20 protein-coding genes and 1 rRNA gene are annotated in these 24917 nt (G+C 70.8%); 10 read left to right on the forward strand and 11 right to left on the reverse strand.

All coding sequences use genetic code 11. From position 1 onward, the window contains the following. Positions 1-76, reverse strand: a 16S ribosomal RNA gene (locus tag ACFVH5_RS07475); the annotation flags it as partial. A 594-nt stretch (positions 77-670) separates the two neighbouring features. Here ACFVH5_RS07475 and ACFVH5_RS07480 point away from each other — a divergent pair. Further along, entirely contained in the window at positions 671-1120 is a 450-nt protein-coding gene (locus ACFVH5_RS07480) for a PTS glucose transporter subunit IIA (RefSeq protein WP_384812184.1), read from the forward strand. Between the two features lie 78 nt (positions 1121-1198). Next, positions 1199-2869 carry a phosphoenolpyruvate--protein phosphotransferase gene (gene ptsP / locus ACFVH5_RS07485; RefSeq protein ID WP_385832609.1) on the forward strand — a complete coding sequence of 557 codons (1671 nt, stop codon included), beginning with the start codon at positions 1199-1201 and terminating at the stop codon, positions 2867-2869. Between the two features lie 75 nt (positions 2870-2944). Here the strand turns inward: ptsP and ACFVH5_RS07490 are convergent, their stop codons facing one another. Then, on the reverse strand, positions 2945-3841 hold the full coding sequence (locus ACFVH5_RS07490; RefSeq protein ID WP_385832610.1) for a hypothetical protein: 897 nt from the start codon (positions 3839-3841) through the stop codon (positions 2945-2947). A gap of 97 nt (positions 3842-3938) precedes the next feature. Then, complete coding sequence (locus tag ACFVH5_RS07495) at positions 3939-5906, reverse strand: acetoacetate--CoA ligase (protein WP_385832611.1); 1968 nt, start codon at positions 5904-5906, stop codon at positions 3939-3941. Between the two features lie 213 nt (positions 5907-6119). Here ACFVH5_RS07495 and ACFVH5_RS07500 point away from each other — a divergent pair, with 213 nt between their 5' ends. Beyond that, positions 6120-8489, forward strand: coding sequence for a glycoside hydrolase family 31 protein (locus ACFVH5_RS07500; RefSeq protein WP_385832612.1), 2370 nt, complete (start codon positions 6120-6122; stop codon positions 8487-8489). Between the two features lie 29 nt (positions 8490-8518). Here ACFVH5_RS07500 and ACFVH5_RS07505 read toward each other — a convergent pair whose 3' ends face one another. Together ACFVH5_RS07505 and ACFVH5_RS07510 are read right to left on the reverse strand one after the other, a co-directional pair. Further along, positions 8519-9055 carry an NUDIX domain-containing protein gene (locus ACFVH5_RS07505; protein ID WP_385832613.1) on the reverse strand — a complete coding sequence of 179 codons (537 nt, stop codon included), beginning with the start codon at positions 9053-9055 and terminating at the stop codon, positions 8519-8521. Between the two features lie 92 nt (positions 9056-9147). Continuing rightward, positions 9148-9957 (reverse strand): M15 family metallopeptidase, encoded by an 810-nt coding sequence (locus ACFVH5_RS07510; RefSeq protein WP_384812167.1) that lies wholly within the window; start codon positions 9955-9957, stop codon positions 9148-9150. A gap of 331 nt (positions 9958-10288) precedes the next feature. Between ACFVH5_RS07510 and ACFVH5_RS07515 the strand changes: the two genes are divergently transcribed. From ACFVH5_RS07515 to glpK, 4 genes are all read left to right on the forward strand, one after another. Continuing rightward, positions 10289-10735, forward strand: coding sequence for a Zn-ribbon domain-containing OB-fold protein (locus ACFVH5_RS07515; RefSeq protein ID WP_385832614.1), 447 nt, complete (start codon positions 10289-10291; stop codon positions 10733-10735). Beyond that, positions 10732-11922, forward strand: coding sequence for a lipid-transfer protein (locus tag ACFVH5_RS07520; RefSeq protein WP_385832615.1), 1191 nt, complete (start codon positions 10732-10734; stop codon positions 11920-11922). Before ACFVH5_RS07515 ends, ACFVH5_RS07520 begins: the two co-directional genes overlap by 4 nt. A 368-nt stretch (positions 11923-12290) precedes the next feature. Next, complete coding sequence (locus tag ACFVH5_RS07525) at positions 12291-13016, forward strand: MIP/aquaporin family protein (protein WP_385832616.1); 726 nt, start codon at positions 12291-12293, stop codon at positions 13014-13016. A 101-nt stretch (positions 13017-13117) separates the two neighbouring features. After that, positions 13118-14626 carry a glycerol kinase GlpK gene (gene glpK / locus ACFVH5_RS07530; RefSeq protein ID WP_384812156.1) on the forward strand — a complete coding sequence of 503 codons (1509 nt, stop codon included), beginning with the start codon at positions 13118-13120 and terminating at the stop codon, positions 14624-14626. 90 nt (positions 14627-14716) lie between these two features. Here glpK and ACFVH5_RS07535 read toward each other — a convergent pair whose 3' ends face one another. The 4 genes from ACFVH5_RS07535 to ACFVH5_RS07550 all read right to left on the reverse strand — a co-directional run bounded on the left by ACFVH5_RS07535 (position 14717) and on the right by ACFVH5_RS07550 (position 19253). Continuing rightward, the gene (locus tag ACFVH5_RS07535) at positions 14717-15322 is read right to left on the reverse strand and encodes an ATP/GTP-binding protein (RefSeq protein ID WP_107019589.1); all 606 of its coding nucleotides are present in this window, start codon (positions 15320-15322) and stop codon (positions 14717-14719) included. A gap of 65 nt (positions 15323-15387) precedes the next feature. Further along, complete coding sequence (locus tag ACFVH5_RS07540; RefSeq protein WP_107019590.1) at positions 15388-15783, reverse strand: DUF742 domain-containing protein; 396 nt, start codon at positions 15781-15783, stop codon at positions 15388-15390. 9 nt (positions 15784-15792) lie between these two features. Continuing rightward, positions 15793-16233 carry a roadblock/LC7 domain-containing protein gene (locus tag ACFVH5_RS07545; protein WP_384812154.1) on the reverse strand — a complete coding sequence of 147 codons (441 nt, stop codon included), beginning with the start codon at positions 16231-16233 and terminating at the stop codon, positions 15793-15795. Next, positions 16230-19253 (reverse strand): nitrate- and nitrite sensing domain-containing protein, encoded by a 3024-nt coding sequence (locus tag ACFVH5_RS07550; RefSeq protein ID WP_385832617.1) that lies wholly within the window; start codon positions 19251-19253, stop codon positions 16230-16232. The genes ACFVH5_RS07545 and ACFVH5_RS07550 overlap by 4 nt, the downstream gene beginning before the upstream one ends. A 775-nt stretch (positions 19254-20028) precedes the next feature. Here ACFVH5_RS07550 and ACFVH5_RS07555 point away from each other — a divergent pair. Continuing rightward, the gene (locus ACFVH5_RS07555) at positions 20029-20472 is read left to right on the forward strand and encodes a hypothetical protein (protein WP_384812189.1); all 444 of its coding nucleotides are present in this window, start codon (positions 20029-20031) and stop codon (positions 20470-20472) included. 256 nt (positions 20473-20728) lie between these two features. Here the strand turns inward: ACFVH5_RS07555 and ACFVH5_RS07560 are convergent, their stop codons facing one another. Both ACFVH5_RS07560 and ACFVH5_RS07565 read right to left on the reverse strand, forming a co-directional pair. Continuing rightward, complete coding sequence (locus ACFVH5_RS07560) at positions 20729-21910, reverse strand: NAD(P)/FAD-dependent oxidoreductase (protein ID WP_385832618.1); 1182 nt, start codon at positions 21908-21910, stop codon at positions 20729-20731. 178 nt (positions 21911-22088) lie between these two features. Continuing rightward, positions 22089-22409 (reverse strand): bifunctional 3-phenylpropionate/cinnamic acid dioxygenase ferredoxin subunit, encoded by a 321-nt coding sequence (locus ACFVH5_RS07565; RefSeq protein ID WP_384812145.1) that lies wholly within the window; start codon positions 22407-22409, stop codon positions 22089-22091. Between the two features lie 215 nt (positions 22410-22624). On the opposite strand from ACFVH5_RS07565, the gene ACFVH5_RS07570 reads away from it, so the two are divergent. Both ACFVH5_RS07570 and ACFVH5_RS07575 read left to right on the forward strand, forming a co-directional pair. Beyond that, positions 22625-23443: an IclR family transcriptional regulator gene (locus ACFVH5_RS07570; protein WP_385832619.1), complete on the forward strand. Its 819-nt coding sequence runs from the start codon at positions 22625-22627 to the stop codon at positions 23441-23443. Positions 23444-23819: 376 nt separating this feature from the next. Next, the gene (locus tag ACFVH5_RS07575; RefSeq protein WP_385832620.1) at positions 23820-24905 is read left to right on the forward strand and encodes an S-(hydroxymethyl)mycothiol dehydrogenase; all 1086 of its coding nucleotides are present in this window, start codon (positions 23820-23822) and stop codon (positions 24903-24905) included. Positions 24906-24917: the final 12 nt, after the last annotated feature.

The following is a 24917-nucleotide window of genomic DNA, read 5'->3' on the forward strand; positions in this document are numbered from 1 at the left end:
TGGTTCATCGTTCGACTTGCATGTGTTAAGCACGCCGCCAGCGTTCGTCCTGAGCCAGGATCAAACTCTCCGTGAATGTTTACCGGTAATCCGGTCCACATCATGAGAGCGGAACGACCAACCGGAATAAGGAAGGCCGTTCACAGCGTCCTCGCTGATGCGCCTACCAGGTGTAACCCCGGCAGGACTTTTTCAAAGGAACCTCCACCCACCACCATGCGGTGATGGACGGGGTATCAACATATCTGGCGTTGATTTTTGGCACGCTGTTGAGTTCTCAAGGAACGGACGCTTCCTTTGTACTCACCCTCTCGGGCTTTCCTCCGGGCGCTTCCCTTCGTGTTCCCAAACTCTATCAGTGAATTTCCGTCTCCCTGACCACCGATTCTGCGAACATGCAGAACCAGACCCCGAGAGAGGATCTGACAAGTTTGGGTGCTGCCAGGCACGGACACTTTCGCGTCCCTCAGCCTCAAGCAGGAGTACGACAGTACACGGGGCTCCGGAGCGGGCGCAAATCGTTTCCGTCGAGCACGACGACCGCCAACCGGCTCACCAGCTCCTCTTGGCGCGGAACCGTCACTTCTCATGACTTACGCTGCTCAACAGTGCGCCGTCCGGGACAGGCAGTGACGGCCCATATGAATCCCCGCCCCCCGGGAGGCTTCCCATGACCAACGTGACGTCCCCTCTTGCAGGACGCACCATCGGACTCACCGCTGTACCCGACCCCGTCTTCTCCGGGGCCATGGTGGGCCCCGGGACCGCGATCGACCCCGTACGGGAGGCCTCCGAGGCGGTCTCGCCCATCGACGGCGTCGTCGTCTCCCTTCACCCGCACGCCTTCGTCGTGGTCGACGACGAGGGTCACGGAGTGCTGACGCACCTGGGCATCGACACCGTTCAGCTCAACGGCGAGGGTTTCGAGCTGCTCGTCAACAAGGGCGACACCGTGCAGCGCGGGCAGGCCGTGGTGCGCTGGGACCCCGCCGCCGTCGAAGCGGCCGGCAAGTCCCCCATCTGTCCCATCGTGGCCCTCGAAGCCACGGCAGAGTCCCTCTCCGACGTCAGCGTTGACGGCGAAGTGAAGGCTGGCGACGCTCTCTTCAGCTGGCACTGACCTCATCGCCGTCAGCGACGGCAGGCACGGCACGACATCACGGCGGCAGGAGCCGCCGCCCTATCGGAGACTGGTGACATGGAGACAACGCTGCGAGGCGTCGGCGTGAGCCACGGTGTGGCGATCGGCGAAGTTCGGCACATGGGAACGGCGGTCCTCGAACCGCCTGCCAAGCAGATACCGGTGCAGGACGCGGAGCGCGAGCAGGGCCGCGCCCGTAAGGCCGTGGAAGCCGTGGCCGCCGATCTGATGGCGCGCGGCAATCTGGCGGGCGGCGAGGCCCAGGCCGTTCTTGAGGCGCAGGCCATGATGGCCCAGGACCCGGAGCTCATGGCCGACGTCGAACGGCGTATCGCCGTCGGCAGCACGGCGGAGCGCGGGGTGTACGACGCGTTCGCCTCGTACCGCGCCCTCCTGGCGAACGCCGGTGAGTACCTCGCGGGCCGGGTGGCGGACCTCGACGACGTGCGGAACCGTATCGTCGCCCGGCTGCTCGGTGTTCCGATGCCGGGAGTTCCCGACAGCGACGAGCCGTACGTCCTCATCGCCCGTGACCTCGCGCCGGCCGACACGGCGCTGCTGGACCCGACGCTGGTCCTCGGTTTCGTCACCGAGGAGGGCGGGCCGACCAGCCACAGCGCGATCCTGGCGCGGGCTCTCGGTGTACCCGCCGTGGTGGCACTGCCGGGAGCCGGTGAGCTGGCCGAGGGCACGATGGTCGCCGTGGACGGCAGTTCCGGTGAGATCTTCGTGAACCCGAGCGCCGAGAAGAAGGCCGAGCTGGAGGCCGCGGCTGCCGCGCGCAAGGCGGCGCTCGCCGGGTCGACCGGGCCCGGGGCCACCTCCGACGGACACAAGGTTCCGCTGCTGGTCAACATCGGCGGCCCGGCCGACGTTCCGGCGGCGGTCGAGGCCGGTGCCGAGGGCGTGGGTCTGTTCCGCACCGAGTTCCTCTTCCTCGACGACAGCAAGAACGCGCCGTCGGAGGAGAAGCAGGTCGAGGCGTACCGCACGGTGCTTGAGGCCTTCCCCGAGGGGCGGGTCGTGGTGCGTGTGCTCGACGCGGGCGCCGACAAGCCGCTCGACTTCCTGACGCCCGCCGACGAGCCGAACCCGGCGCTGGGCGTGCGTGGTCTGCGGTCGCTGCTCGACCACCCCGACGTGCTGCGTACGCAGCTGACGGCACTGTCGAAGGCTTCCGAGGGCCTGCCCGTCCACCTTGAGGTCATGGCGCCGATGGTCGCCGACCGTGCGGACGCCAAGGCGTTCGCCGACGCGTGCCGTGCCGCGGGCCTGCAGGCGAAGTTCGGTGCCATGGTCGAGATTCCGTCGGCCTCTCTGCGGGCGCGCTCGATCCTGCAGGAGGTCGAGTTCCTGTCGCTGGGTACCAACGACCTCGCGCAGTACACCTTCGCCGCCGACCGTCAGGTGGGCGCCGTGTCCCGGCTCCAGGACCCGTGGCAGCCGGCGCTGCTCGACCTGGTCGCGATGTCCGCCGAGGCGGCCCGGGCCGAGGGCAAGAGCTGTGGCGTCTGCGGCGAGGCCGCTTCGGACCCGCTGCTCGCGTGTGTGCTGACGGGTCTGGGTGTCACCTCCCTTTCCATGGGTGCGGCGTCGATTCCCTACGTCCGCGCGACGCTGGCCAAGTACACGCTGGCGCAGTGCGAGCGGGCCGCGGCGGCCGCGCGTGCCTGCGACAGCGCCGAAGAGGCGCGCACGGCGGCTCAGGCAGTGCTGTCCGGCGAGTAGTCGGGCGTAGTCATCCGTGATCGAGGGGCGCTCCACCGAAGGGTGGGGCGCCCCTCGCGTGTTCGGTGGGCGTGTTCAGTGCGTGTGCGCGGTCGTGTGGCCGTCGTCGCCCAGGTCCGGTGGCGCGCAGTAGTCGACGCCCGACTCCGGGGAGACGAGGTCGCCCGATTCGGCGTCCGTGCAGTAGGCGTCGAAGACCTCTCCCGCGGTGAGGGGTTCCAGTGCCTCGCCGCGCAGACGCCAGCCGTAGACCTGGTCGGTGGCGTCGGGCGCGGCGGTGCGCATCACGAGGCCGCCTGCGCACCGGGTGGCGATGCCCAGGGCGAGCACCGTGGTGAATTCGAGTGCCTCCGCCTCGTCCAGGTGCGGTGTTCCGTACTGGTCGTCGTCGGTGCGCAGGACGGCCACCAGTGCCTCGGGTTCCGTGGAGACACTGCACACGAGGTGCCGCTCCCCGGGGCCCGAGGCCTGGAGGATGCGGACGAGCAGATCCGAGGCGCGCTGGAAGGCGGCTCGGCCGATGTCCTCGCCGCAGGACGCGCAACTGCCGCTCCTGGCCAGGAGCGTGGTCGCGTACTCCCAGGTGGCCCGGCGGACCGCTTCGTCGATGAGGTCGGGGACGAGGGTGTCGAGGGTCTGGCCTTCGTAGGGGACGGTCGCGCCGGTGGTGGCGAGTTCGGCCGTGAAGCGGGTGCGGCTGGAGGCGGTGTCGGGGTCGAGTGCGTGCTCGGCGCAGAACTCCGCGTACTCCTCGGGGTCGAAGAGTGCCACCGTGGTGTGGCCGCCCTCGGACGCGAGTGTCCTGAGGAGTGCCTCCACCTGCCGGAGATAGTTGGTGTGGTCGTCGAAGGCGAAGGTGCGGTAGCGGCGTCGCATGGCGGTGAAGTCCTGCTCGTCGGTCAGCAGGCCGATCGTTCCGGCGACTTCGCGGCGCAGGACGCGTCGCATGGTCTGGTGCTGGGTGTGCGCCATCTTTCCCCCTGTGCGCGGTGATCAATGCTCACTCACCGTAACCGGCGGCACTGACAATCCGCCCCGGGGTGTCCGAGGCGGTCGCGGCAGGGGGCGGTCAGGCGCGGTCGCGGGCCAGTTGCTCGTAGAAGTGGAGCAGGTCCAGGTCGTCGACGGAGCCGGGGTTGACGGCCTTGTCGAGGGGGGTGCCCTGGAGGAGGCGTTTGACCGGGACCTCGATGCGCTTGCCCGTCAGGGTGTGGGGGATGCCGGGGACTTCGATGACCTCGTCGGGGATGTGGCGGGGGGAGAGCTGTTCCCGGATGGTCCGCTTGATGCGGCCGAGGAGGTCGTCGTCGAGTTCGGCTCCCGGTGCCAGGTGGACGAAGAGCGGCATCCAGTAGCCGCCGTCGGGCTGTTCGACGCCGATGACGAGGGATTCGCGGATCTCCGGCAGGCGTTCGACCGCTTCGTAGATGTCGGCCGACCCCATGCGGACGCCCTGGCGGTTGAGGGTGGAGTCCGAGCGGCCGTGGATGACGACGGAGCCGCGCGAGGTGAGGGTGATCCAGTCGCCGTGGCGCCAGACTCCGGGATACGTGTCGAAGTAACTGTCGTGGTAGCGGCTGCCGTCGGGGTCGTTCCAGAAGCGGATCGGCATGGACGGCATGGGGTTGGTGACGACGAGTTCGCCGACCTCGTCGATGAGGGGTTTGCCGCTCGGGTCCCAGGACTGGAGGTCGGTGCCGAGGCCCGGGGCCTGGAGTTCGCCGATGTGGACGGGGAGGGTGGGGACCGCTCCCGCGAAGCAGGAGCACACGTCGGTGCCGCCGCTGACGGAGGCGATCCACAGGTCGTCGCGCACCTCGTCGTGCAGCCAGCGGAACCCGTCGGGCGGCAGGGGCGAACCGGTGGTGGCGACGCACTTGATCCGGGACAGGTCGAAGTCGCGGGAGGGGTGCACGTCCGCCTTGCGGCACGCCATGACGTAGGCCGCCGAGGTGCCGTACAGGGTGGCGCCGGTGCGTTCCGCGATGCGCCACTGGGCGCCGGTGTCCGGAAAGCCGGGGCTGCCGTCGTACAGGACGATCGTGGTGCCGGTCAGGAGGCCGGAGACGAGGAAGTTCCACATCATCCAGCCGGTGGAGGTGTACCAGAAGAAGCGGTCCTCGGGTCCCAGGTCGCAGTGCAGGCCGAGTTGTTTGAGGTGCTCGACGAGGATGCCGCCCTGGGACTGGACGATGGCCTTGGGCAGGCCGGTCGTGCCGGAGGAGTAGAGCACCCAGAGCGGGTGGTCGAAAGGCACCTCTTCGTAGACGGGTGTCACGTCCGCCGAGATGAGGGCGGACCATTCCAGGGCGCCTTCGGGGGCCTCGGTGCCGAGCAGCGGGATGTGGACGACGGCGCGCAGGGTGGGCAGTTCGCGGCGCAGTTCGGCGACGGTGTCCCGGCGGTCGTGTTCCTTGCCTCCGTAGCGGTAGCCGTCGACCGCGAAGAGGACGACGGGTTCGACCTGCTGGAAGCGGTCCAGGACGCTGCGGGCGCCGAAGTCCGGGGCGCAGGACGTCCACACCGCGCCGACGGCGGCGGTGGCGAGGAGGGCGGCCACGGCCTGCGGGATGTTCGGGAGGTAGCCGCTGACGCGGTCTCCGGGGCGTACGCCGAGGGCACGCAGTTCGGCGGCCAGGGAGCCGACCTGCCGGCGTAGTTCGGACCAGCTGACGGGACGGGGCTCGTGGGTCTCGTCGACGTACAGGAGGGCCGGTTCGTCCGCTCGGGTGTCGGCCGCTCGCAGCGCGTGCTCGGCGTAGTTGAGGGTGGCTCCGGGGAACCACTGGGCTCCCGGCATCGAGCGGTCGCCCAGCACGCGCGCGTAGGGGGTGGTGAACCGTACGTCGAAAAACTCCGTGACGGCTTTCCAGAACGTGTCCAGTTCGTCCACGGACCAGCGGTGCAGACCGGCGTAGCCGCCCTCGGCGGGGGCTCCGTGGTGCTCGGCCGCCCAGGTCTGGAATCGGGTGATCTGCGCCTGGGCGATGTGTTCCCGGTCGGGCTGCCAGAGCGGCGAGGGGTTCGATGAGGTCATGGGTCGGCTCCCGGACTGCGCGCGTCGTGTGCGTGTACCGCGCACGGGCTGGGGTGTGCGCGTCACGCGGCTGAGACGGACGATGCCATGTGATCGACTTTGGCACCAGGGTTGGTCCCACATAGTCCGCCCCGTGAACATGTGGTGGGGCCATGGGTGAACGGAAGTTGAACGGAACACTCATGGGTCCATTCGGGTGGCAGGCTGAGCAGCATGAACGGTCGTGACCTGGTGCGTTCGATGAAGGCGGTCGGTTCTGCGGGGGCGGGCCAGGGCTTGCTCACCGTGCGGGCCGCGTGGCGCAGGAGGCGTATCGACGCCGTCGGGCTGCCGGTGCGGGGGGCCGAACGGGCGCGGGTTCCCGGGCCCGTGCTGGCCGCGGAACCCGCGCCCGGCGGCGGCGTCGTCCGGTTCACCCGGTCGGAGCTGCGGATCACCGTCACGGCGGGTGGAGCGGTCTTCTGGGGCTGGGACGGGGCGGGGCCCGAGCCCTCGTACGCGCTCGCGGGCGGTGTTCCCGAGGCGGATCCCCGGGCCGTGCTGGAGCCGGACAAGGACGGCGCCTGGCGGGTGGTGGCGGAGCGGATGACGGTGGTCGTGTCGCGGCTCGGTGCCGTGGAGGTGCGGACGCCGGGCGGGGTGAGTCTGCGGCGCGAACTGCCGCCGCGGTGGTGGGAGCCGGTCGGGGGTGGCGTGGCGCGCTGGATGCAGCGCTCCGAAGTGGCCGCGGACGCGCGTTTCTTCGGCCTGGGCGGGCGTGCTTCGGGGCTCCGGCTGCGCGGCGGGACGTACCGGTTGTGGAACGCCGGTGCCGGGCACGCCTTCGGTTCCGGTGACGATCCGCTGCACCTCACCATGCCGGTGCAGATGGTGGTGGCCGACGCGGCCACGCACCTGGTGTTCCACGACAGCTCCTGGGACGGCACCGTGACCCTGCGCGAGGGCGAGGAGGGTGCCGGGTCCGGGCACGACCGGGCCGGGGCGAGCGATCTGCGCATGGAGGGCGGGCCGCTGCGCTGCTGGGTGGTGGTGGGCACTCCCGCGCGCGTGTTGCAGACCTGGGCGTCTCTGACGGGTGCCGCCGCGCTGCCGCCTGCCTGGGCCCTGGGGCACCATCACGTGCTGCGGGGCGCAGGGAGCGAGCAGGAGGTGCGGCGGGTCGTGGGCGGGTACCACGAGCACGGGCTGCCGCTGGACGCCGTGCACCTGGGTGTCGACCACTTCGACGCGCAGCGGACGTTCACGGTCGACCGGGACCGCTTCCCGAAGCTGCCGGTGCTCGCGGAGGAACTGCGCCGGGACGGGATCCGGCTGGTGTCGATCGTGGAACCGGCTGTCAGGACCGAACCCGGCAACTCCGTGTACGACACCGGAACCGCCGAGGACGCCTTCGTGCGGGACTCCGCCGGAGAGGTGGTGCGCGGGGTGGTCCGGTCGGGCGAGGCGGTCTATCCGGACTTCACGCGCGCGCGTACGCGCCGGTGGTGGGGCGGGCTCTACGAGGAGCGGCTCTCCCAGGGGTTCGCCGGTTTCTGGCACGACCTGGACGAACCCCTGTCCCTCACCGCCTTCGGCGAGTCCACGCTGCCCCGTTCGGCGCGGCACGACCTGGAGGGCCGCGGCGGCGACCATCGCGAGGCGCACAACGTGTACGCCCTCACCATGGCCAGGGCCGCCCACGAGGGGCTGGGCGAACTGGTCCCCCTTGAGCGGCCGTTCCTGTTCTCGCGTTCCGGGTGGGCCGGGACGCAGCGCTACGGAGGGACCTTGTCCGGGGAGCCGGCCACGGGCTGGCCCGGTCTGCGGGCCTCGCTGTCGCTGGTGCTGGGACTGGGGCTGTGCGGAGTGCCGTACTCGGGTCCGGACGTGGGCGGCTTCGGCGGGGAGCCCTCCCCCGAGCTGTATCTGCGGTGGCTCCAGCTGGGCGCGTATCTGCCGCTCTTCCGTACGCACGCGGGTCCGCGGGCCGGGCACGGGGAGCCCTGGGAGTTCGGTGACGAGGTTCTGGAGCACGCGCGCGTGGCGCTCGTCGAGCGGCGGCGGCTGCTGCCGTACTTCATGACGCTGGCGCATCTGGCACGGCGTACGGGTGCGCCCTATGTGCGGCCTCTGTGGTGGGGCGTCCCGGAGGACAGGGCGTTGCGCGACTGCGAGGACGCCTTCTTGCTGGGTGACTGTCTCCTGGTGGCTCCGGTGCTGGAGCCGGGGTCGGACCGGCGTGCCGTGCGGTTGCCGCGGGGCCGCTGGTACGACGTGGAGACCGAGAGGGTGTACGAAGGGCCCGCGCAGGTGCTGGTCGACGCCCCGCTGTCACGGATCCCGGTTCTGGTCCGCGCGGGTGCCGTGCTGCCCGTACGCGGCGACGACGGCTCTCCGGAGCTGGAGGTGTGGGCGCCCGCCCACGGGCGGACCGGGGGCGGGCTGGTGGTCAGCGACTCCGGGGACGGCTCGGAGGAGCCGGAGATCGAGCGGTATGTGACGCGCCGGCAGGGGGCGCGCGTGGTCGTCGAGCGGGAGGGGGAGGACGGCCCGGTCGAGCCGTCCCTTCCCGTACGGGTGCGGGGGCTGGGGCCGAGGCCCTGACGAGCCGGCTCCGAGAATCCCGGGGTCCCTCAGATGTACCGGCCGTCGAACCACGCCTTGGCCGCCATGGTGTGCAGCGGGAAGGCGAGTTCGGTCGACCTGCGCAGCAGGTGCCAGCCCTCGGTCTCGTCCGTCGCGGCGGACGGCGGCAGGTCGTCGGCGGGGCGCTCCGGGAGGGCTCCGAAGAGCAGCAGGTGCCCGTCGGGAGAGCTCAGCGCGTCGACGAGGCGTACGTCGCGGCTCGCCGCGACGATGCCCGTCTCCTCCTTGAGCTCACGGACGACGGCCTGCCGCCAGTCCTCCCGGTGGTCGATGAACCCGCCGGGCAGAGCGACTCCCCCGCGCGCGGGGTCGATCGTTCTGGTGATGACGACCAGGGCCGCCCCCTTGGTGTCGTACACGGGCTGCAGGGCCACGGCGACCGGCAACGGGTTGCGGTAGGCCACACCGCCGCAGGAGGCGCAGGTACGGGGCCAGCCGGAGACGCCTTCTCCGTAGGGTGCGCCGCAACTCGAACAATGGGTGCCCGGCGCGGAGTTGGCGGACGGGATATGGGTTGAAGACACGCCCGGGACTGTATCCGATGATCAGAAGGTTGTTTTCGGTTGGCAGCCCCAGTGGTGTTTCAGCGCCTCCTCAGTACCTGCCCAGCGCCTGCTCAATGGGTTGTGACGAGGGAGTGGGTCGAGACCGGGAAGTCGAAGTAGGTGTCGGGGTAGGCCTCGGGCTTGAAGGTGAAGTGCCACCATTCCTCCGCAAGGTTCACGAAGCCCAGGTTTTCGAGCGTGTCCTTGAGGAGGAGCCTGTTGGCTCGCTGCTGACCCTGGATGCGCGGGTCGAGCGTGTGGGACAGGGTGTCGAAGCAGTCGTAGCCCGTCCCCATGTCCACGGAGTTGTCGGGGAAGCGGTCACTCCGGGGCGCGAAGCAGGGCACGAGGGGTTCTCCGGGGACGTACGGCCGGGTCGGCTTCGCCGGGAGCTTCACGATCGTGAGGTCCATGGTCGAGCCGCGGCTGTGGCCGGACTTCTCGGCGATGTAACCGTCCTCGAACAGCCGGGTCTTGTCGACGTTCGGGTAGAACTCGTCCTTCATGCGCTGGTCGTCGAGGTCCTTGGCCCAGCGGACGAAGTGGTCGACGGCTCGCTGGGGCCGGTAGCAGTCGTACACCTTCAGGGAGTAGCCCTGGGGCAGGAGTTGCCGCTGGGCCTCGTGGAGGGCTTCGGCGGCGGGTTTCGTGAGGATGCACAGCGGCTCGCGGTAGCCGTCGATGCGCTCGCCCACGAAGTTGTGCGGGGTGAAGTAGCGGATCTCCTGGATGATCGTGCGGTCCACGGACCGGAGTGCCACGAAGTCCCCGGGGGCCTTCGGCTCGGGTGTCGCCGTCGCGGTGGCGGAGGCGGCGCTGACGGCGAGCAGGGCGGCGAGCGCGGTGACGAGACCGCGTACCGCTGTGGTGAGTCGGGTCATGACCCATGCGTCTATCAGGCGCGGGTTGCCCGGGGGAAGTGATCGGATACGGTCCGCGCCCGATCGGCGGGCCGGGTCGTGCCCCGGAGGGAGGGGATCCGGGCGGCCGGATCGGGTGGTTCCGGGTGAGGGACGGCCGGGACCACCCCCGTGGGCCCCGGTCGTCCCTACCGATGGCCGGACGCCCAGGAGGCCCGCGCCGGTTCTCCGCGGTCACCCGCGGTTCTCCGCACCGGGCGGCGTGCTCCCTGCACACTGCCCAATCGGCGTGGCCCGTGGCAGACTTCTGACGTTCCGTCAGATCCAGCAGATCCAGTGTCGTGGAGGAACCTTGTCGCGCACTCGTACACCCGTCGTCACCGGCTGGTTCGCCGGCGAGGGAGACGACTTCCGGCTCCTCGGCACGCGCTGCTCGGTCTGCGCGTCCGTGTTCTTCCCCCGGGAAGACGCCTTCTGCCGCAATCCGGGTTGCTCCGGCGGCGAACTCGTGGAGATACCGCTGTCGAGGCGGGGCCGCATCTGGTCCTACACGGACAGCCGGTACCGGCCGCCGTCACCCTACGTGTCCGACCGGGAACTCGAATGGCAGCCCTACGCGTTGATCGCTGTGGAGCTGGCGGCCGAGCGCCTCGTGGTGCTCGGGCAGACGGTTCCCGGTGTCGCCGTCGCCGATCTGACGGTGGGCATGGAGGTGGAGGTCGTCCCGGGCGTGCTGAACGAGGACGCGGAGACGACCTGGACGACCTGGCACTGGCGGCCGACGGGGGTGACGGCATGACGGGTGAGGTGGCGGTGCTCGGCGCGGGTATGCACCCGTGGGGCAAGTGGGGGCGGTCGTTCGTCGAGTACGGGACGGTGGCGGCGCGCGAGGCGCTGGCCGACGCGGGGCTCGACTGGCGGCAGGTCGGCTCGATCGTCGGCGCGGACACGGTGCGTGGCGGTTATCCGGGATATGTCGCCGGAGCGACGTTCGCCAAGGCGCTGGGCTGGCAGGGGGCCCGGGTGGCGAGTGTGTACGCCGCGTGCGCGTCGGGGGCGCAGGCCGTCGACACGGCACGGGCGCAGATCCTCTCGGGGCTCGCGGACGTGGTGCTCGTGGTGGGTGCGGACGCCGCGCCGAAGGGGTTCTTCCGGCCCGCGGGCGGGGACAGGGCCGACGATCCGGACTGGCTGCGGTTCCGGGTCCTGGGGGCGACGAATCCGACGTACTTCGGGCTGTACGCGCGTCGGCGGATGGCGGTCCACGGGGACACCCTGGAGGACTTCGCGCAGGTCAAGGTGAAGAACGCGGCCATGGGAGCGCTGAATCCGAACGCGCGCTACCGCAAGCGGGTCACCGCGGAGGAGGTCGCCGCCTCCGCCGTGGTCGCCGATCCGCTGCGGCTGCTCGACATCTGCGCCACCTCGGACGGCGGGGCGGCGCTGGTGCTGTCCAGCATGGAGTTCGCGCGCCGGCACGGGGCCGCGGACCCGGTGCGGATCCGCGCGGTGTCCACGGTGACGCCCCGCTATCCCACCACCGTGCTGGACCTGCCCGACATCGCGACGGACTCGGCGGTCGCGGTGGAGCCCGCGGACGGGACGTTCCGCGCGTCGATCGCGCGGGCGGCCTACGAGGAGGCGGGGATCGGTCCGCAGGACCTCTCGCTCGCCGAGGTCTACGACCTGTCCACGGCCCTGGAACTGCAGTGGTACGAGGACCTGGGGCTGTGTGGTGAGGGCGGCGCGGCCAAGCTCCTGCGGGAGGGCGCGACGGCGCCGGGCGGCCGCATACCCGTGAACATGAGCGGCGGACTCTCCTCCTTCGGAGAGGCCGTTCCCGCCCAGGCCATCGCCCAGGTCTGCGAGCTCACGCGGCAGTTGCGGGGAGCGGCGGGCGACCGGCAGGTGGCGGGCGCCCGGGTCGGAGTCACCGCGAACCAGGGCCTGTTCGGGCACGGTTCGGCCGTGATCGCCGTCAGATGAGACGGCGGGCTGCTCCTCGCCGGCGTCGGACGGGGCCTGCGGTACAGGGCTTCGCGACGGCACGCGACCGGTGCGAGGGGTGGGTGCGAACCGTTCTCGCCCGCGACCTTGACGCTCCATCAGTGCCGGTGAACACTTCCGGTGTCAGTCGGCGTCGCCGCAATTCGGCGTATTCAGGCACTGCGCCGCGCGGTCCTCGTCCGCGCCAACGGGCCATCCCCCACCGGCGATTCGACTGCTACGGCACGCTCGTCACGGACGCCGGGCGGGGCGCGGGATCTCCCTGCCCTCGGCTGAAGTAGCCATGGGAACGCACCCTGCACGGTGGACCGGGGCGGATCGCCCCGGGCTTGGGCCTAGGAGCCGCCATGAGCAACGGAGATGTTTTCGTCGGTGAGGTCATCGGCACAGCGATACTCATCCTCTTCGGCGCCGGAGTCGTCGCCGCTGTCGTACTCAACTATTCCAAGGCGAAGGACGCCGGCTGGGTCGTCATCGCCTTCGGGTGGGGCTTCGGCGTGCTGGCCGGCGCGTACACCGCCGCGCCGCTGTCCGGCGGGCACCTCAACCCCGCGGTGACGATCGGCATCGCGATCGACACCGGCGACTGGGACCAGGTCCACATCTACATCGCCGGGCAGATGGTCGGCGCGTTCCTCGGCGCGGTGCTGTGCTGGCTGGTCTACTTCGCGCAGTTCCAGGCCAATGCCGAGGAGGAGATCGCGCAGCCGACGCTCGGGATCTTCTCCACCGCGCCCGAGATACGCAATCCCGTGGCGAACCTCATCACCGAGATCATCGCGACCGTCGCTCTGGTCCTGCCGATCCTGGCCTTCGGGCTCACCGAGGGGCTCGGCCAGTCCGGTACCGCGATCCTGATCGTCGCGTTCCTGGTGGTCGGCATCGGTCTGTCGCTCGGCGGGCCGACGGGGTACGCCATCAACCCGGCCCGCGACCTGGGCCCGCGTATCGCCCACGCCATCCTGCCGATCCCCAACAAGGGTACGTCGGACTGGAGTTACTCGTGGATTCCGGTGGCGGGGCCGCTGATCGGCGGAGCGCTGGCCGGGGTCATCTTCAACGCGGCCTTCTAGGCCCGGTCGTCACCTTCCCGGTGCCGGTCGGTCGGCGGGCATCGAGTAGGTGACGGGGGGAGCCGCTGCCGCCCTACGCAGAATCCGACGAAGGGGACGTCATGACGGACAAGTTCGTCGCCGCGATCGACCAGGGCACCACGTCGAGCCGCTGCATCGTCTTCAACCAGGACGGCGCGATCGTCGCCGTCGACCAGCGTGAGCACCGCCAGATCTTCCCCAAGCCCGGCTGGGTGGAGCACGACGCCACCGAGATCTGGTCGAAGGTACAGGCCGTGGTCGCGGGCGCGATCGCGAAGGCCGGGCTGCGCGCGGACCAGCTCAGCGCGCTGGGCATCACCAACCAGCGGGAGACGACGGTCCTGTGGGACCGGGCCACCGGCAAGCCCGTGCACAACGCGATCGTCTGGCAGGACACCCGTACCTCCGCGCTCTGCAACGAACTCGGCGGCACGGACGGGCAGGACCGTTTCCGCGAGCAGACGGGGCTGCCGCTGGCCAGCTACTTCTCCGGCCCCAAGGCGGCCTGGCTGCTGGACAACGTGCCGGGGCTGCGGGCCCGCGCCGAGCGCGGTGAGATCGCCTTCGGCACGATCGACTCCTGGCTGATCTGGAACCTCACCGGCGGCACCGACGGCGGCCGGCACGTCACCGACGTCACCAACGCCGGCCGCACCATGCTGATGAACCTCGAAACACTGCAGTGGGACCAGTCCATCCTCTCCGCGATGAACGTCCCCGAGGCGGTCCTCCCCGAGATCAAGTCCTCCTCCGAGGTGTACGGGACGGCCGTGGGCCAGCTCGCCGGGGTCCCGGTGGCCTCCGCGCTGGGCGACCAGCAGGCGGCGGTGTTCGGGCAGGCCTGCTACGACGTGGGCACGGCCAAGAACACGTACGGAACGGGCAGTTTCCTGCTGCTCAACACCGGGAACCGGCCCGTGCCCTCGAAGAACGGGCTGCTGACCACCATGGGGTACAAGATCGGCACGGAGGCACCGGTCTACTGCCTGGAAGGGGCCATCGCGATCACGGGTGCGCTGGTGCAGTGGTTCCGCGACCAGCTCGGCATCATCCGTACCGCCGACGAGATCGAGACCCTGGCGACGAGTGTCGACGACAACGGAGGCGCGTACATCGTGCCCGCGTTCTCGGGTCTGTTCGCGCCGTACTGGCGCTCCGACGCGCGCGGGGTCGTCACGGGGCTGACCCGGTACGTCACCAAGGGGCACCTGGCGCGGGCCGTCCTGGAGGCGACGAGCTGGCAGACGCGTGAGGTCGTGGACGCGATGTTCCAGGACTCCGGGGTGCAGATCACGACCCTGAAGGTCGACGGCGGCATGACCAAGAACAATCTGCTCATGCAGCATCAGGCGGACGTGCTCGACGTGCCGGTGATCCGCCCGAAGGTCTCCGAGACGACGTGCCTGGGTGCGGCGTACGCGGCCGGTCTGGCGACCGGGGTGTGGAACGACCTCGACGAGCTGAAGACGCACTGGCAGAAGGACGCCGAGTGGACACCGTCCATGGAGGCGTCGGTCCGTGACCGCGAGTACGGCAACTGGCGCAAGGCGGTGGAGAAGAGCTTCGGCTGGCACGACGACGCGCACTGAGTTCCGTTGCCGTACCGCTTCTTTTCGTGCTCCACGCGTGCGTGGAGCACGAAAAGAAGCGGAAGCGCGGCCCCCGGGCCGTCGTGTGCTTCAGCCGGTGACGGTGTGCCGGCGTTCGGCGGCGTACGCCATCGCGTGCTGGACGACCTCGATGAGGACTTCCTTGACCGACTCCCGGCCGCGTGCGTCGCACAGGACCACGGGGACCGCGGAGTCCAGGTCGAGGGCCTGGCGTACGTCCTCGGCGGGGTAACGGGAGGCGCCCTCGAAGCAGTTGACGCCCACCACGAAGGGGATGGAGCGCCGCTCGAAGTAGTCGACCGCCGCGAAGCAGTCCTCCAGACGGCGGGTGTCGGCGAGCACGACCGCCCCCAGGGCGCCGGTCGCGAGCTCGTCCCACAGGAACCAGAAGCGGTCCTGGCCGGGCGTGCCGAAGAGATACAGCACGAGGTCCTCGCGCAGCGTGATGCGGCCGAAGTCCATGGCGACCGTGGTGGTGTGCTTGCCCTCCACACCGCTCGTGTCGTCGACCGGACGGCCCGCCTCGGTCAGCAGTTCCTCCGTGCGCAGCGGCTTGATCTCGCTGACGGCGCCGACCAGGGTGGTCTTGCCGACGCCGAAGCCGCCCGCCACGAGGATCTTGAGAGTGACGGGCTCGACCGGGGCCTTGCCGCGTTCAGTGCGCCCGAAGATCATCGATCTCTTCTCTCGCTTCTCGCTCGCTCAGGTGGTGTCTCGTTGCCGCTGTGGTGGCACGCGGTTCACAGAGCCCGGAGGCCGCTGATCACGTCACGCAGAATGCTTTCGTCCGGCAGCTCCGCCGGGGGTACCGGACGGGTCACATGGACCAGTTCGTCTTCGACGAGGTCGCCGATGAGAACCCGTACGACCCCGATGGGCAGGTCGAGTTCGGCGGCCAGTTCGGCGACCGACTGGGGGGCGTCACGGCAGAGTTCGACGATGTCCACGTGTTCCGGGGACAGGGAGTTGTCCGCCTCGGGGTCGGAGGCGTACTCCTCCGTCACCACCACCGCGATCAGGTCGAGGCGGTGCTGGTTCGGGCTGGTGGTGCGGCCTCGTGTCATGGCATACGGACGGACCACAGGTCCGGCCTCGTCGTCGAACCAGTGGGACAGCTCCTGCCCGTCTCCGCTCATGCCGACTCACTACCCGCCCGAGGACAGTTCGGTGCGCGGAGCGGCGGCGAGATGTACGCCGACGCGCTTCACGAGCAACGTCATCTCGTACGCGACCTGGCCGACGTCGGAGTCGGCGTCGGAGAGGACGGCGAGGCAGCTGCCGTCACCGGCGGCCGTGACGAACAGGAACGCCTCGTCCAGTTCGACCACCGTCTGCCGGACGCTGCCCGCGTCGAAGTGGCGGCCGACGCCCTTGGCGAGGCTGTGGAATCCGGAGGCGACGGCGGCGAGGTGTTCGCTGTCCTCCCTCGTCAGATCGGTCGAGACCCCCGTGGGGAGGCCGTCTCCGGAGAGCACGAGTGCTTTGCGGATGCTGGCGACACGCGCCACCAGGTCGTCGAGGAGCCAGTTGAGCTCCCCCGTCGCCGTGGTGGTCGTGGTGTGGCCGGCGGCCTTCGGTGCGGTCATCGGCCGTCTCCCTTAGTCGTTCCTGGTGCTGTGCCGTCCTGGGCCTCGTCGCCCGCGGCGTTCTCCTCGCGCCCACGCCGCCAACCACGCTGCAGCGAGGCCATCCGGTTGCGTACTTCGTCCGCGTCACGCTCCGAGGGGTCCGTCGTACGGGCCGGGGCGCGCGTGGTGCGCAGGTCGGGCCCTTCCTTCAGCTGCGGGGCCAGATTGGCCTGCCGTACCCGGCGGGGCAGACCGGAAGCAGGGCCTCCGGCCGGTCCGGCGGTGCGGGCGCCCGGGATGCCGGGCGACGGGGCGCCGGGACGCGTGCCGTTCGGTTCGATCCCGCGGCGCGATCCGCGCTGCGGCAGGGCCGGGGCTTCACCGGGTCCGCCGTCCGCGGCTCCGGGGCCGCGCACGACCGCTCCGCCCGTCACTCCGCCCGGCTCGGCTCCGCGGTCCGCGCCACGCTCGGGGGCCGGGCGGCGCTCGCGGTCCGCCGGGCCCGCGCCGACTCCCGCGGGCCAGTCGTCGGCCTCGCCCCTGCGCACGGTGAGCGGGTCCCCGGTCTCCCGGCGTCCCGGCCCACGCCTGGCGCCCCTCGACCGCTTCGGCAGCTCTTCGAGCACGCCGGAGCGCTCGGACGTCTCCTGGGACCGGGTCCGGTCCTGAGCCTGGGCCGACTGGGGCAGTTCCGTGACCTCACCGGTGTCCGGGCGGTCCGTGATCTCGTCGCGCCGCGACCTGCCGTGGGTCACGGGGCGGCCGTGCGAGCTGACCAGCTTGGGGGTGCGGCGGCGCGACAGCGAGACACCGGGCCGCTCGTCGTCGTCCTCGGAGGAGGGTGCCGGCTCACGCGGTGCCTCACGCGTCTCGTCCCCCGCCGGCCCGGCGATGGAGCGGCGCGGGCGGAAGATGCCGCCGCGTTCGCCGTCCTCGTCGTCGAGGGCGCCGGGGAAGTCTTCGAGGGCGTCCAGGCCGACGGGCGCCTCCAGTTCGACCGGTCCGTCGAGGATCGACGCCGACAGGCCGGGCAGCGTGACCGGCACCTGCGACAGGGCGGCCCTGCGGCCTTCGTCGGCCTCGTTCTTCGCGTTCCTGGAGGGAGCCGCCCGGTCGAGCCGGAATCCGACGCCGTTGGTGTCGGGCACGTCGTCCGAGAGCAGCGCGTCGGGCACGAAGACCACCGCGGTCGTCCCGCCGTACGGGGACGGCTGCAGGGAGACGCGTACGTTCTGCCGCTGGGCGAGCCGGCTGACCACGAAGAGGCCGAGCCGGTCGGTGTCGGACAGTTCGAACTCGGGGGTCTCGGCGAGGCGGAGGTTGGCGTCGAGAAGTGCCTCGGCGGCCATGCCGAGGCCGCGGTCGTGGATCTCCAGGGTGAAGCCGTTGGCGACGCGCTCACCGAGGACCTGTACGGCCGTGTGCGGCGGCGAGAACACCGTGGCGTTCTCCAGGAGTTCGGCCACCAGGTGGGTGAGGTCGGCGACGGCGGAGCCGGTGACCGCCATCCGCGGCAGCCGCCGGACCTCGATGCGTTCGTAGTCCTCGACCTCGGCGACGGCGGCGCGTACGACGTCCATCAGCTGGACGGGCTTGCGCCACTGCCTGGAGGGGGCCGCTCCGGAGAGGATGACCAGGCCTTCCGCGTGGCGGCGCATACGGGTCGTCAGGTGGTCGAGGCGGAAGAGGTCGGCGAGTTCGTCGGTGTCCTCGGTCCTGCGTTCCATCGTGTCGAGGAGCGTGAGCTGCTTGTGCAGCAGGACCTGGCTGCGGCGGGCGAGGTTCACGAAGACGTCGGAGACCCCGCTGCGCAGTTCGGACTGCTTGACCGCGGCCTCGACGGCGGACCGCTGGAGGCTGTTGAGCGCCTGGCTGACCTCGCCGATCTCGTTCTTCTCGTACTCCAGGCGCGGGACTTCGGTCTCGACGTCGACCTGTTCGCCCGCGGAGAGGCGGCGCATCACGCTGGGCAGCCGGACGCCCGCGGTCTCGTGGGCCTCCTGGCGGAGCCGGCGCAGGTCGCGGATGAGGCTCCGGCCGATGCGTACGGACATGAAGAGCGAGAAGAGCACCGCGGCCAGGCCGAGCACCCCGGCGATGGCCGCCTTGACGATGACGCCGACCGCGACGGGGCGGACACGGTCCTGGAAGCGGTCGCTCGCCTGGGTGTTGAACTTGTCGAGGCCGTCGAGGACCCCGTCGGCGAGGCCGTCCCAGCTCTTCGCGGTGACGCCGCGCGGGGTGCCCGGCGCGGAGGCGAGGGCGGACTGCTCGGCCACGCGCAGGGGCGCGGTGGCGGCGTTCTTCCAGTAGCGCTCGTAGCGGACGCGCTCCGTGGAGGGCAGCTGCGGGAGGTTGATCTCGTACATGATCGTGCGCTGGGCCACGAGGTCGGAGATGTCGCGTGCCTCTTCGCGGGTGACCTTGCCGACGACGAGGGCGGATCCGAGCAGGGCGTCCTCGCGGGCCAGCAGCTCACGGGCGCGCGACATGTTGACGAGGGCGCGTCCCTGCTTGTCCACGTCCACGTTGTCGAGGACCTGGAGGTTGGCCAGGAGGATGTAACAGGGGTCCACCAGGCGGTTGTAGAGGTCCAGTGCCTGGGCGCGGGTGACGGTGTTGTCCTCGACGCTCTGACGCAGCGACCCCACGCCGTCGAAGGCGTCCAGGATCGCGGTCAGACGCTCGGTGGTGTCGGAACCCATCTCGTCGCGTACCTCGGAGTTCCTGGCGTTCCTGCGGATCTTCGAGACGACCTCGTCGGTGGCGGTCCGGGTGCGGCGCAGGTCGGTGAGGGCGTCGGAGGCCCGGGGGTCCGCGAGATAGACGAGGGTCTGTCGGCGCTCGGCCTGGAGGACGCTGATGACGTCCTCGGTGGGGTAGCCGATCTCCTGCACGATGAAGGTCGTGTCGAACAGCTGGTTGACCTCGCGGCCCGTGAGTACGGTGGCGAAGCCCCAGATCCCGGTCAGGGAAACCAGCGGCACGAGAAGCAGCGCCACGATCTTCCGGCGGATGGACTTCCCGCGAAAGCGCATGGCCTCCCCCAGCTCGACCCCCGGGGACGGGGGCACACATGTACGGCAACAAACGGCGTGAGCCTACTACCGACGCACAGGTATCTCGAAGGCCTGTCCGAGCCTGTCCGGACCGACGCGGCGCGTATCCGGAACAAGACATCCGCAGTTGTCCGTTCATTGCGGGAGATTGCCTCCCTGAAACCGACACGGGGAAAAGAGCGGAACCGGGTCCGCTCGGCGCACCACTTGGCCGAAATTTTTCGATCGCCGGGAATCTTCGGCTTACGCCGATCGTCTGTCTGTATGGAAGTTGGAGGCGGAATCGGCTGCAGGTGCCGGATGCCGCGCCCAGGGGGCGTATAACAGCGCAAGCCGGGCAGCCGATGGGGAGCCGGAGTCTCGTGACACCGGAGCGAGCGGCTGTCGGGCGGTGGGGAGTGACAGGTTGATGGGCACGGCGGAGCGGTACGGGGCACCCGGGACGGGCGCCACGACGATCGCGGAGGCGGAGCGGGGGTCACAGATCCCCCGTCGGGACATTCCGGCCGACATCGCGGCCGATCTCGCAGCCATGGACCGCGCGGCCGCGGAAGCGGACCGTGTGGCGGAGGCCAGGTGGAGGTCCGCGGTTGCGGCGGGGGCCGGAACCGCGCCCGTGACAGGGGCAGGAGCTGTGGCAGAGGCAGAGGCCGTGTCTGCCGCGCAGGCGGGCACGAGGACTGCGGGAGAGAGCAGGCCGGGGGCTGTGACGGAAGCCGGGGCGAAGCCCTTCGCGAGGAGCGGGGACGACCGGGTGCCGCAGACCGGGGAGCAGTACGTCACGGAGCCCGAAGAGCAGGCGTACTACCGGCCCTTGTGGGTCGAGGAGCCCGCGGACAGGCGTCGGCTGCCCGATCCCGTGCGTACGTCGGCGGTGCGCGCCGTCATCATCATCGCCGTGACGCTGATCCAGGCGATGGTCGCCTTCCTGTGCACGCTGGCCGGTTCGTGGCTCGCGTTCCCCATGGTGCTGAGCAGCGTGGCGAGCACGGTGGTGGCCACCTGGGGCGCGCTGGACGTCTGGGTGACGCGCCAGGTGTGGAACCAGCGCAACGGCGTGGTGTCGGAGCCGAGCAGCACCGCCCGGGCCCTGCGGCGCGAGCGGCGCAAGATCCGGCGTCAGGAACGCTCCGCGGAGCGGACCAAGGAGCGGATACGCCGTCGGGGCGGCGGCGCGGGCCAGCTGTCGCACTCCTGACACGTCACGCGTCCTGGGACACCGGCTCCGCCGTGTCCCGGGTCGTGTCCGGCCTAGGGCCTGTCGTCAAATTCCCGGCGTCCGCCCGGAGGGCGGGTCGGGCGGCGTCTGGTGCGTGCTCTCGGTGTGCCGGGCGGAAGTCCGCGTACTGGACGTACTTGGGCTTTCGCCCGGTGCAGCGAGTGGGGTCCCCCCGGCCGGAGGCTGGGGGAGCGTGCCAGGCGTCGCCCGGCAGGCGGGAATTTGACGACAGGCCCTAGGAGACCGCCTCCATCGCGTCGGCCCCGCGGCCCAGTTCACGTCGGGCCCGCATGAACGGGCGGGGGCGGTTGACGGACAGCACCGCGGTCGTCCGGCCCTCGCGCTCGTACAGCGCGAGCAGGCCGTCCTCGCCCGGTGCCCCGTCGGTGACCGTGCCTTCCGCGATGCGGACGGTGTCGGTGTCGAGCCGCCGTCCGGCGAACTGGATCCGCGCCCCGTACTGGTCGGACCAGAAGTAGGGCAGCGGGCGCACGGTCTCCGCGGTGTACCCGGCCAGGAGGTTGCGCACGGCGATCCGGGGCTGCTCGGTGGCGCTGGTCCAGTGCTCGGCGCGGATTCCGCCCACGCGGGCCACGTCTCCGACGGCGACCACCTGGGGCAGAGCCGTCGCGCAGCCGTCGTCGCACAGCACGCCGTCGTGGAGCGCGAGCGGCGAGCCCGCCAGCCAGCCGGTGTTGGGGACGGCGCCGATGCCGACGATCACGACATCGGCGGGGAGGAGACGGCCGTCGGAGAGTTCCACTGCGGTGACCGCGTCCCGACCGCGCAGTGCGGTGACGCCCGTGCCCGTGACCAGGCCGACGCCGCCACGACGATGCAGCGCCGCGCACAGGGCCGCCATCTCGGGGCCGAGTTGGGGCACCAACGGCAGGGGAGCCGCCTCCACGACGGTGACGTCGTGGCCGAGTCCGGCGCACGAGGACGCGGTCTCGGCGCCGATGAAGCCTCCGCCGATCACGACGACACGGCGGGCACCCGTGGTCAGTTCGGCGCGCAGGGCGCGGGCGTCGTCGAGGGTGCGCAGGGTGTGGACCCCGGCGAGTCCGGGACCCGGCAGCCGGCGCGCCGAGGCGCCCGTGGCGATGACGACGCCGTCGCCGGAGACCGTACGGCCGTCGTCCAGGAGGACGGTGCGGCCTCGGGTGTCGAGGCCGCGGGCGCGGGTGCCGAGGAGCCATTCCGCGTCGAGTTCGGCCATTTCCCCGGTGTCGCCGAGGGCCAGTGCGTCCTCGCCGGACCGGCCGGTGAGGAAGTCCTTGGACAGGGGCGGGCGGTCGTAGGGGCGGTGCGGTTCGTCCCCGACGACCACCAGCCGCCCGTCGAACCCCTGGGCACGGAGCTCACGGGCCGCGTACAGCCCGGAGAGCGAGGCCCCGACGACGATGACGGTCCTCATACGGCCGGCTCCTTCCGGACGGCGGGCGCGGACGGCGTCGTGCTTCCGGGAACCGGTGCGGCGCCGGTCACCGCCCGAGCAGGGAGGCGCGTGGGCCTCTCACCTGTGTGCCGGGCGGAGCCCATGAAAAGGTGGGGACCACAGGGGCGCGCTGTGGTGCCCCTCGCGTGGGGGATCGTCATGCCGCCGTGTCCTCCTTCGCTGCCACGTGGACATGGATGACACCGTCGTCGACGGTGACGCGGTGGGTGCGGACGGCGCGGCGCGCGGGCAGACACGTCGGCAGTCCCGTGCGGAGATCGAACGAGGCGGCGTGCAAGGGGCATTCGACCAGGCAGCCCTCCAGCCACCCCTCGGAGAGCGACGCGTCCTGATGGGTGCAGGTGTCGTCGATGGCGTACAGCTCGCCGTCGGCGTTGAACACGGCGATGGGCGGCATGGTGTCGACACGGACGGATTCGCCCGCGGGGAGGTCATCAAGGCGGCAGACGGGAATCACGGGCCCCCCTCTCGGTCCAGGACCCACAGTCCTGGTCCTCACAGGTCCGGTGCGGTCCGAGACCTTCCCGGTCACGGACTCTTCGGTAACATGATGTTTCGTATGGCGCACGAGGGAGCGCTATGCGCAACAGAATCCGCGCGGGATGCCCGTCACGTCAAGGGCTTCCGGCAGATGCGGCTCAAACCGGGCCGCCAGGTGGTGAGAGTTGAGCTATGACCCGCACTCAGAAGCAGGCTGACGGCACAGGGGAGACACCGGAGAAGCAGAGCAGAGGCGCGGGGAGCGCCGTCCAGTCGGTGGACCGCGCGGTGAGCGTGCTGGAGATCCTCGCCCGGCTCGGCGAGGCGGGCGTCACCGAGATCGCCGACGAGCTTGAGGTCCACAAGTCCACGGCCTTCCGGCTCCTCGGGGTGCTGGAGAACCGCGGCCTGGTCGCCCAGGCGAAGGACCGCGGGAAGTACTTCCTGGGGGCCGGCGTACTACGCCTGGCGGGGGCGGCGGCAGTGCGGCTGGACATCTCGCAGGAAGGGGTGCCCGTCTGCCGCGAACTCGCGGACGAGCTGGGCGAGACCGTCAACATCGCGGTCCTCGACGACAACGCGGCGGTCAACATCATGCAGGCCCGTGGCGCCGCGTCGGTCACCGCGCAGAACTGGCTGGGCAGACGCACCCCGCTGCACGCCACCTCCAGCGGCAAGGTGCTGCTGGCCCACCTGCCGCCGACGCTCCGCGAAGGGCTGCTGGCCAGGACCCTGCCGCGCTTCACCGAGCGCACGATCACCGGGACGGCCGCGCTGCGCGCGGAGCTGGAGGCCGTGGTCGAGCAGGGGTACGCGTTCGCCCTGGAGGAGCTGGAGCTGGGGCTGGCCGCCACGGCCTCTCCGGTGCGCGCGCACGACGGCAAGGTGATCGGCGCGATCAGCGTCTCCGGACCGGTGTACCGGCTGGAGCCGGACCGGCTGCCGGAGCTCGCCAAGCGCACGGTCGCGGCCGCGTCCGACCTCTCGCGCCGGATGGGCTACGGCTTCTGACGGAAGCGGGGGCGCCTCCTCGGGCCGGCACGGAACCGGCCATGGAACCGAGCCGGAGGCCGAACTCGTACGGGCACGGAACCGGCCACGGAGCCGGGTCGCGCAGCGGGCTCCGGCGGAGGTGGTCCGGACACGAACCCGAGCCGGGCACCGGGCTTCGCGCGGACACGGAACACGGCGCGAACAGCCGGCCGGAACACGGCGCGGGGTCAGGAACATCTGGCCCCGCGCTTCTGTGTGTCGGACAGATTTCGGGGCGCCGGTTCCTTTTGCCAAGGGTTAACCCGCACCTCTTGACGGCCCCCTGGAGGCGTTCTCACTATGTTCCTCATAGCGCAACCCATAGTGCATTGCGCAACAGCAGAGGAGCTAGGTCGTGCCATACGAGGTCCGTGCCGTAGTCGCTGTGAAGAAGGGCGCACCCGTCGAGGTGCGGACGATCGTCGTTCCCGATCCCGGTCCTGGCGAGGTGCTCGTCACCGTGCAGGCCTGCGGGGTCTGCCACACGGATCTGCACTATCGCGAGGGCGCGATCAGCGACGACTTCCCGTTCCTGCTGGGCCATGAGGCGGCCGGCACGATCGAGGCGGTCGGTGAGGGCGTCACCGACCTCAGGACCGGCGACTACGTGGTCCTTGCCTGGCGGGCCCCCTGCGGTGCGTGCCGCTCCTGCCGCCGTGGCCGCCCCTGGTACTGCTTCGACTCGCGCAACGCCACCCAGCCGATGACCCTCCTCGACGGCACCCCGCTCAGCAACGCGCTCGGCATCGGCGCCTTCGCCGAGAAGACCCTGGTCGCGGCGGGCCAGGCCGTGAAGATCAACCCCGCGGCCCGCCCCGAGGCCGCGGGCCTGGTCGGCTGCGGGGTGATGGCCGGCTACGGCGCCGCGGTGAACACCGGCAACGTCGGGCGCGGTGACACGGTCGCCGTCATCGGCTGCGGCGGTGTCGGCGACGCGGCCATCGCGGGCGCCTGCCTCAACGGCGCCATGAAGGTCATCGCCGTCGACATCGACGACAAGAAGCTCGACCGGGCGGAGAGGTTCGGCGCCACCCACACGGTCAACTCGCGTGGCACCGACCCGGTCGAGGCCGTGCGCGCCCTCACCGACGGTTTCGGGGTCGACATCGCCATCGACGCCGTGGGCCGCCCGGAGACGTTCGAGCAGGCCTTCTACATGCGCGATCACGCGGGGCTGCTGGTGCAGGTCGGTGTCCCGACGCCGGAGATGAGGATAGAGCTGCCGCTGATCGACGTGTTCTCCCGCGGCGGCGCGATCAAGTCCTCCTGGTACGGCGACTGTCTGCCCAGCCGCGACTTCCCGTTCCTCATCGACCAGTACCTCTACGGGCTCCTCGATCTGGGCGCGTTCGTCTCGGAGACCATCGCGCTCGACCAGGTCGAGGAGGCCCTGTCGAACATGCACCGCGGTGAGGTGCTGCGCTCGGTGGTGGTCCTGTGAGCGGCCACGAGT

This window comes from Streptomyces sp. NPDC127119, assembly GCF_042677425.1.
Lineage (GTDB): Bacteria > Actinomycetota > Actinomycetes > Streptomycetales > Streptomycetaceae > Streptomyces.

What these genes read in the sequence shown, in the direction of transcription:
- ACFVH5_RS07545 (WP_384812154.1), bottom strand. Translation starts at nt 16,233, where the DNA reads ATGACCGCACCGAAGGCCGCCGGCCACACCACGACCACCACGGCGACG.
- ACFVH5_RS07560 (WP_385832618.1), bottom strand. Translation starts at nt 21,910, where the DNA reads ATGAGGACCGTCATCGTCGTCGGGGCCTCGCTCTCCGGGCTGTACGCG.
- ACFVH5_RS07510 (WP_384812167.1), bottom strand. Translation starts at nt 9,957, where the DNA reads ATGACCCGACTCACCACAGCGGTACGCGGTCTCGTCACCGCGCTCGCC.
- ACFVH5_RS07520 (WP_385832615.1), top strand. Translation starts at nt 10,732, where the DNA reads ATGACGGGTGAGGTGGCGGTGCTCGGCGCGGGTATGCACCCGTGGGGC.
- ACFVH5_RS07500 (WP_385832612.1), top strand. Translation starts at nt 6,120, where the DNA reads ATGAACGGTCGTGACCTGGTGCGTTCGATGAAGGCGGTCGGTTCTGCG.
- ACFVH5_RS07480 (WP_384812184.1), top strand. Translation starts at nt 671, where the DNA reads ATGACCAACGTGACGTCCCCTCTTGCAGGACGCACCATCGGACTCACC.
- ACFVH5_RS07495 (WP_385832611.1), bottom strand. Translation starts at nt 5,906, where the DNA reads ATGACCTCATCGAACCCCTCGCCGCTCTGGCAGCCCGACCGGGAACAC.
- ACFVH5_RS07490 (WP_385832610.1), bottom strand. Translation starts at nt 3,841, where the DNA reads ATGGCGCACACCCAGCACCAGACCATGCGACGCGTCCTGCGCCGCGAA.
- ACFVH5_RS07535 (WP_107019589.1), bottom strand. Translation starts at nt 15,322, where the DNA reads ATGATCTTCGGGCGCACTGAACGCGGCAAGGCCCCGGTCGAGCCCGTC.
- ptsP (WP_385832609.1), top strand. Translation starts at nt 1,199, where the DNA reads ATGGAGACAACGCTGCGAGGCGTCGGCGTGAGCCACGGTGTGGCGATC.
- glpK (WP_384812156.1), top strand. Translation starts at nt 13,118, where the DNA reads ATGACGGACAAGTTCGTCGCCGCGATCGACCAGGGCACCACGTCGAGC.
- ACFVH5_RS07550 (WP_385832617.1), bottom strand. Translation starts at nt 19,253, where the DNA reads ATGCGCTTTCGCGGGAAGTCCATCCGCCGGAAGATCGTGGCGCTGCTT.
- ACFVH5_RS07525 (WP_385832616.1), top strand. Translation starts at nt 12,291, where the DNA reads ATGAGCAACGGAGATGTTTTCGTCGGTGAGGTCATCGGCACAGCGATA.
- ACFVH5_RS07540 (WP_107019590.1), bottom strand. Translation starts at nt 15,783, where the DNA reads ATGAGCGGAGACGGGCAGGAGCTGTCCCACTGGTTCGACGACGAGGCC.
- ACFVH5_RS07570 (WP_385832619.1), top strand. Translation starts at nt 22,625, where the DNA reads ATGACCCGCACTCAGAAGCAGGCTGACGGCACAGGGGAGACACCGGAG.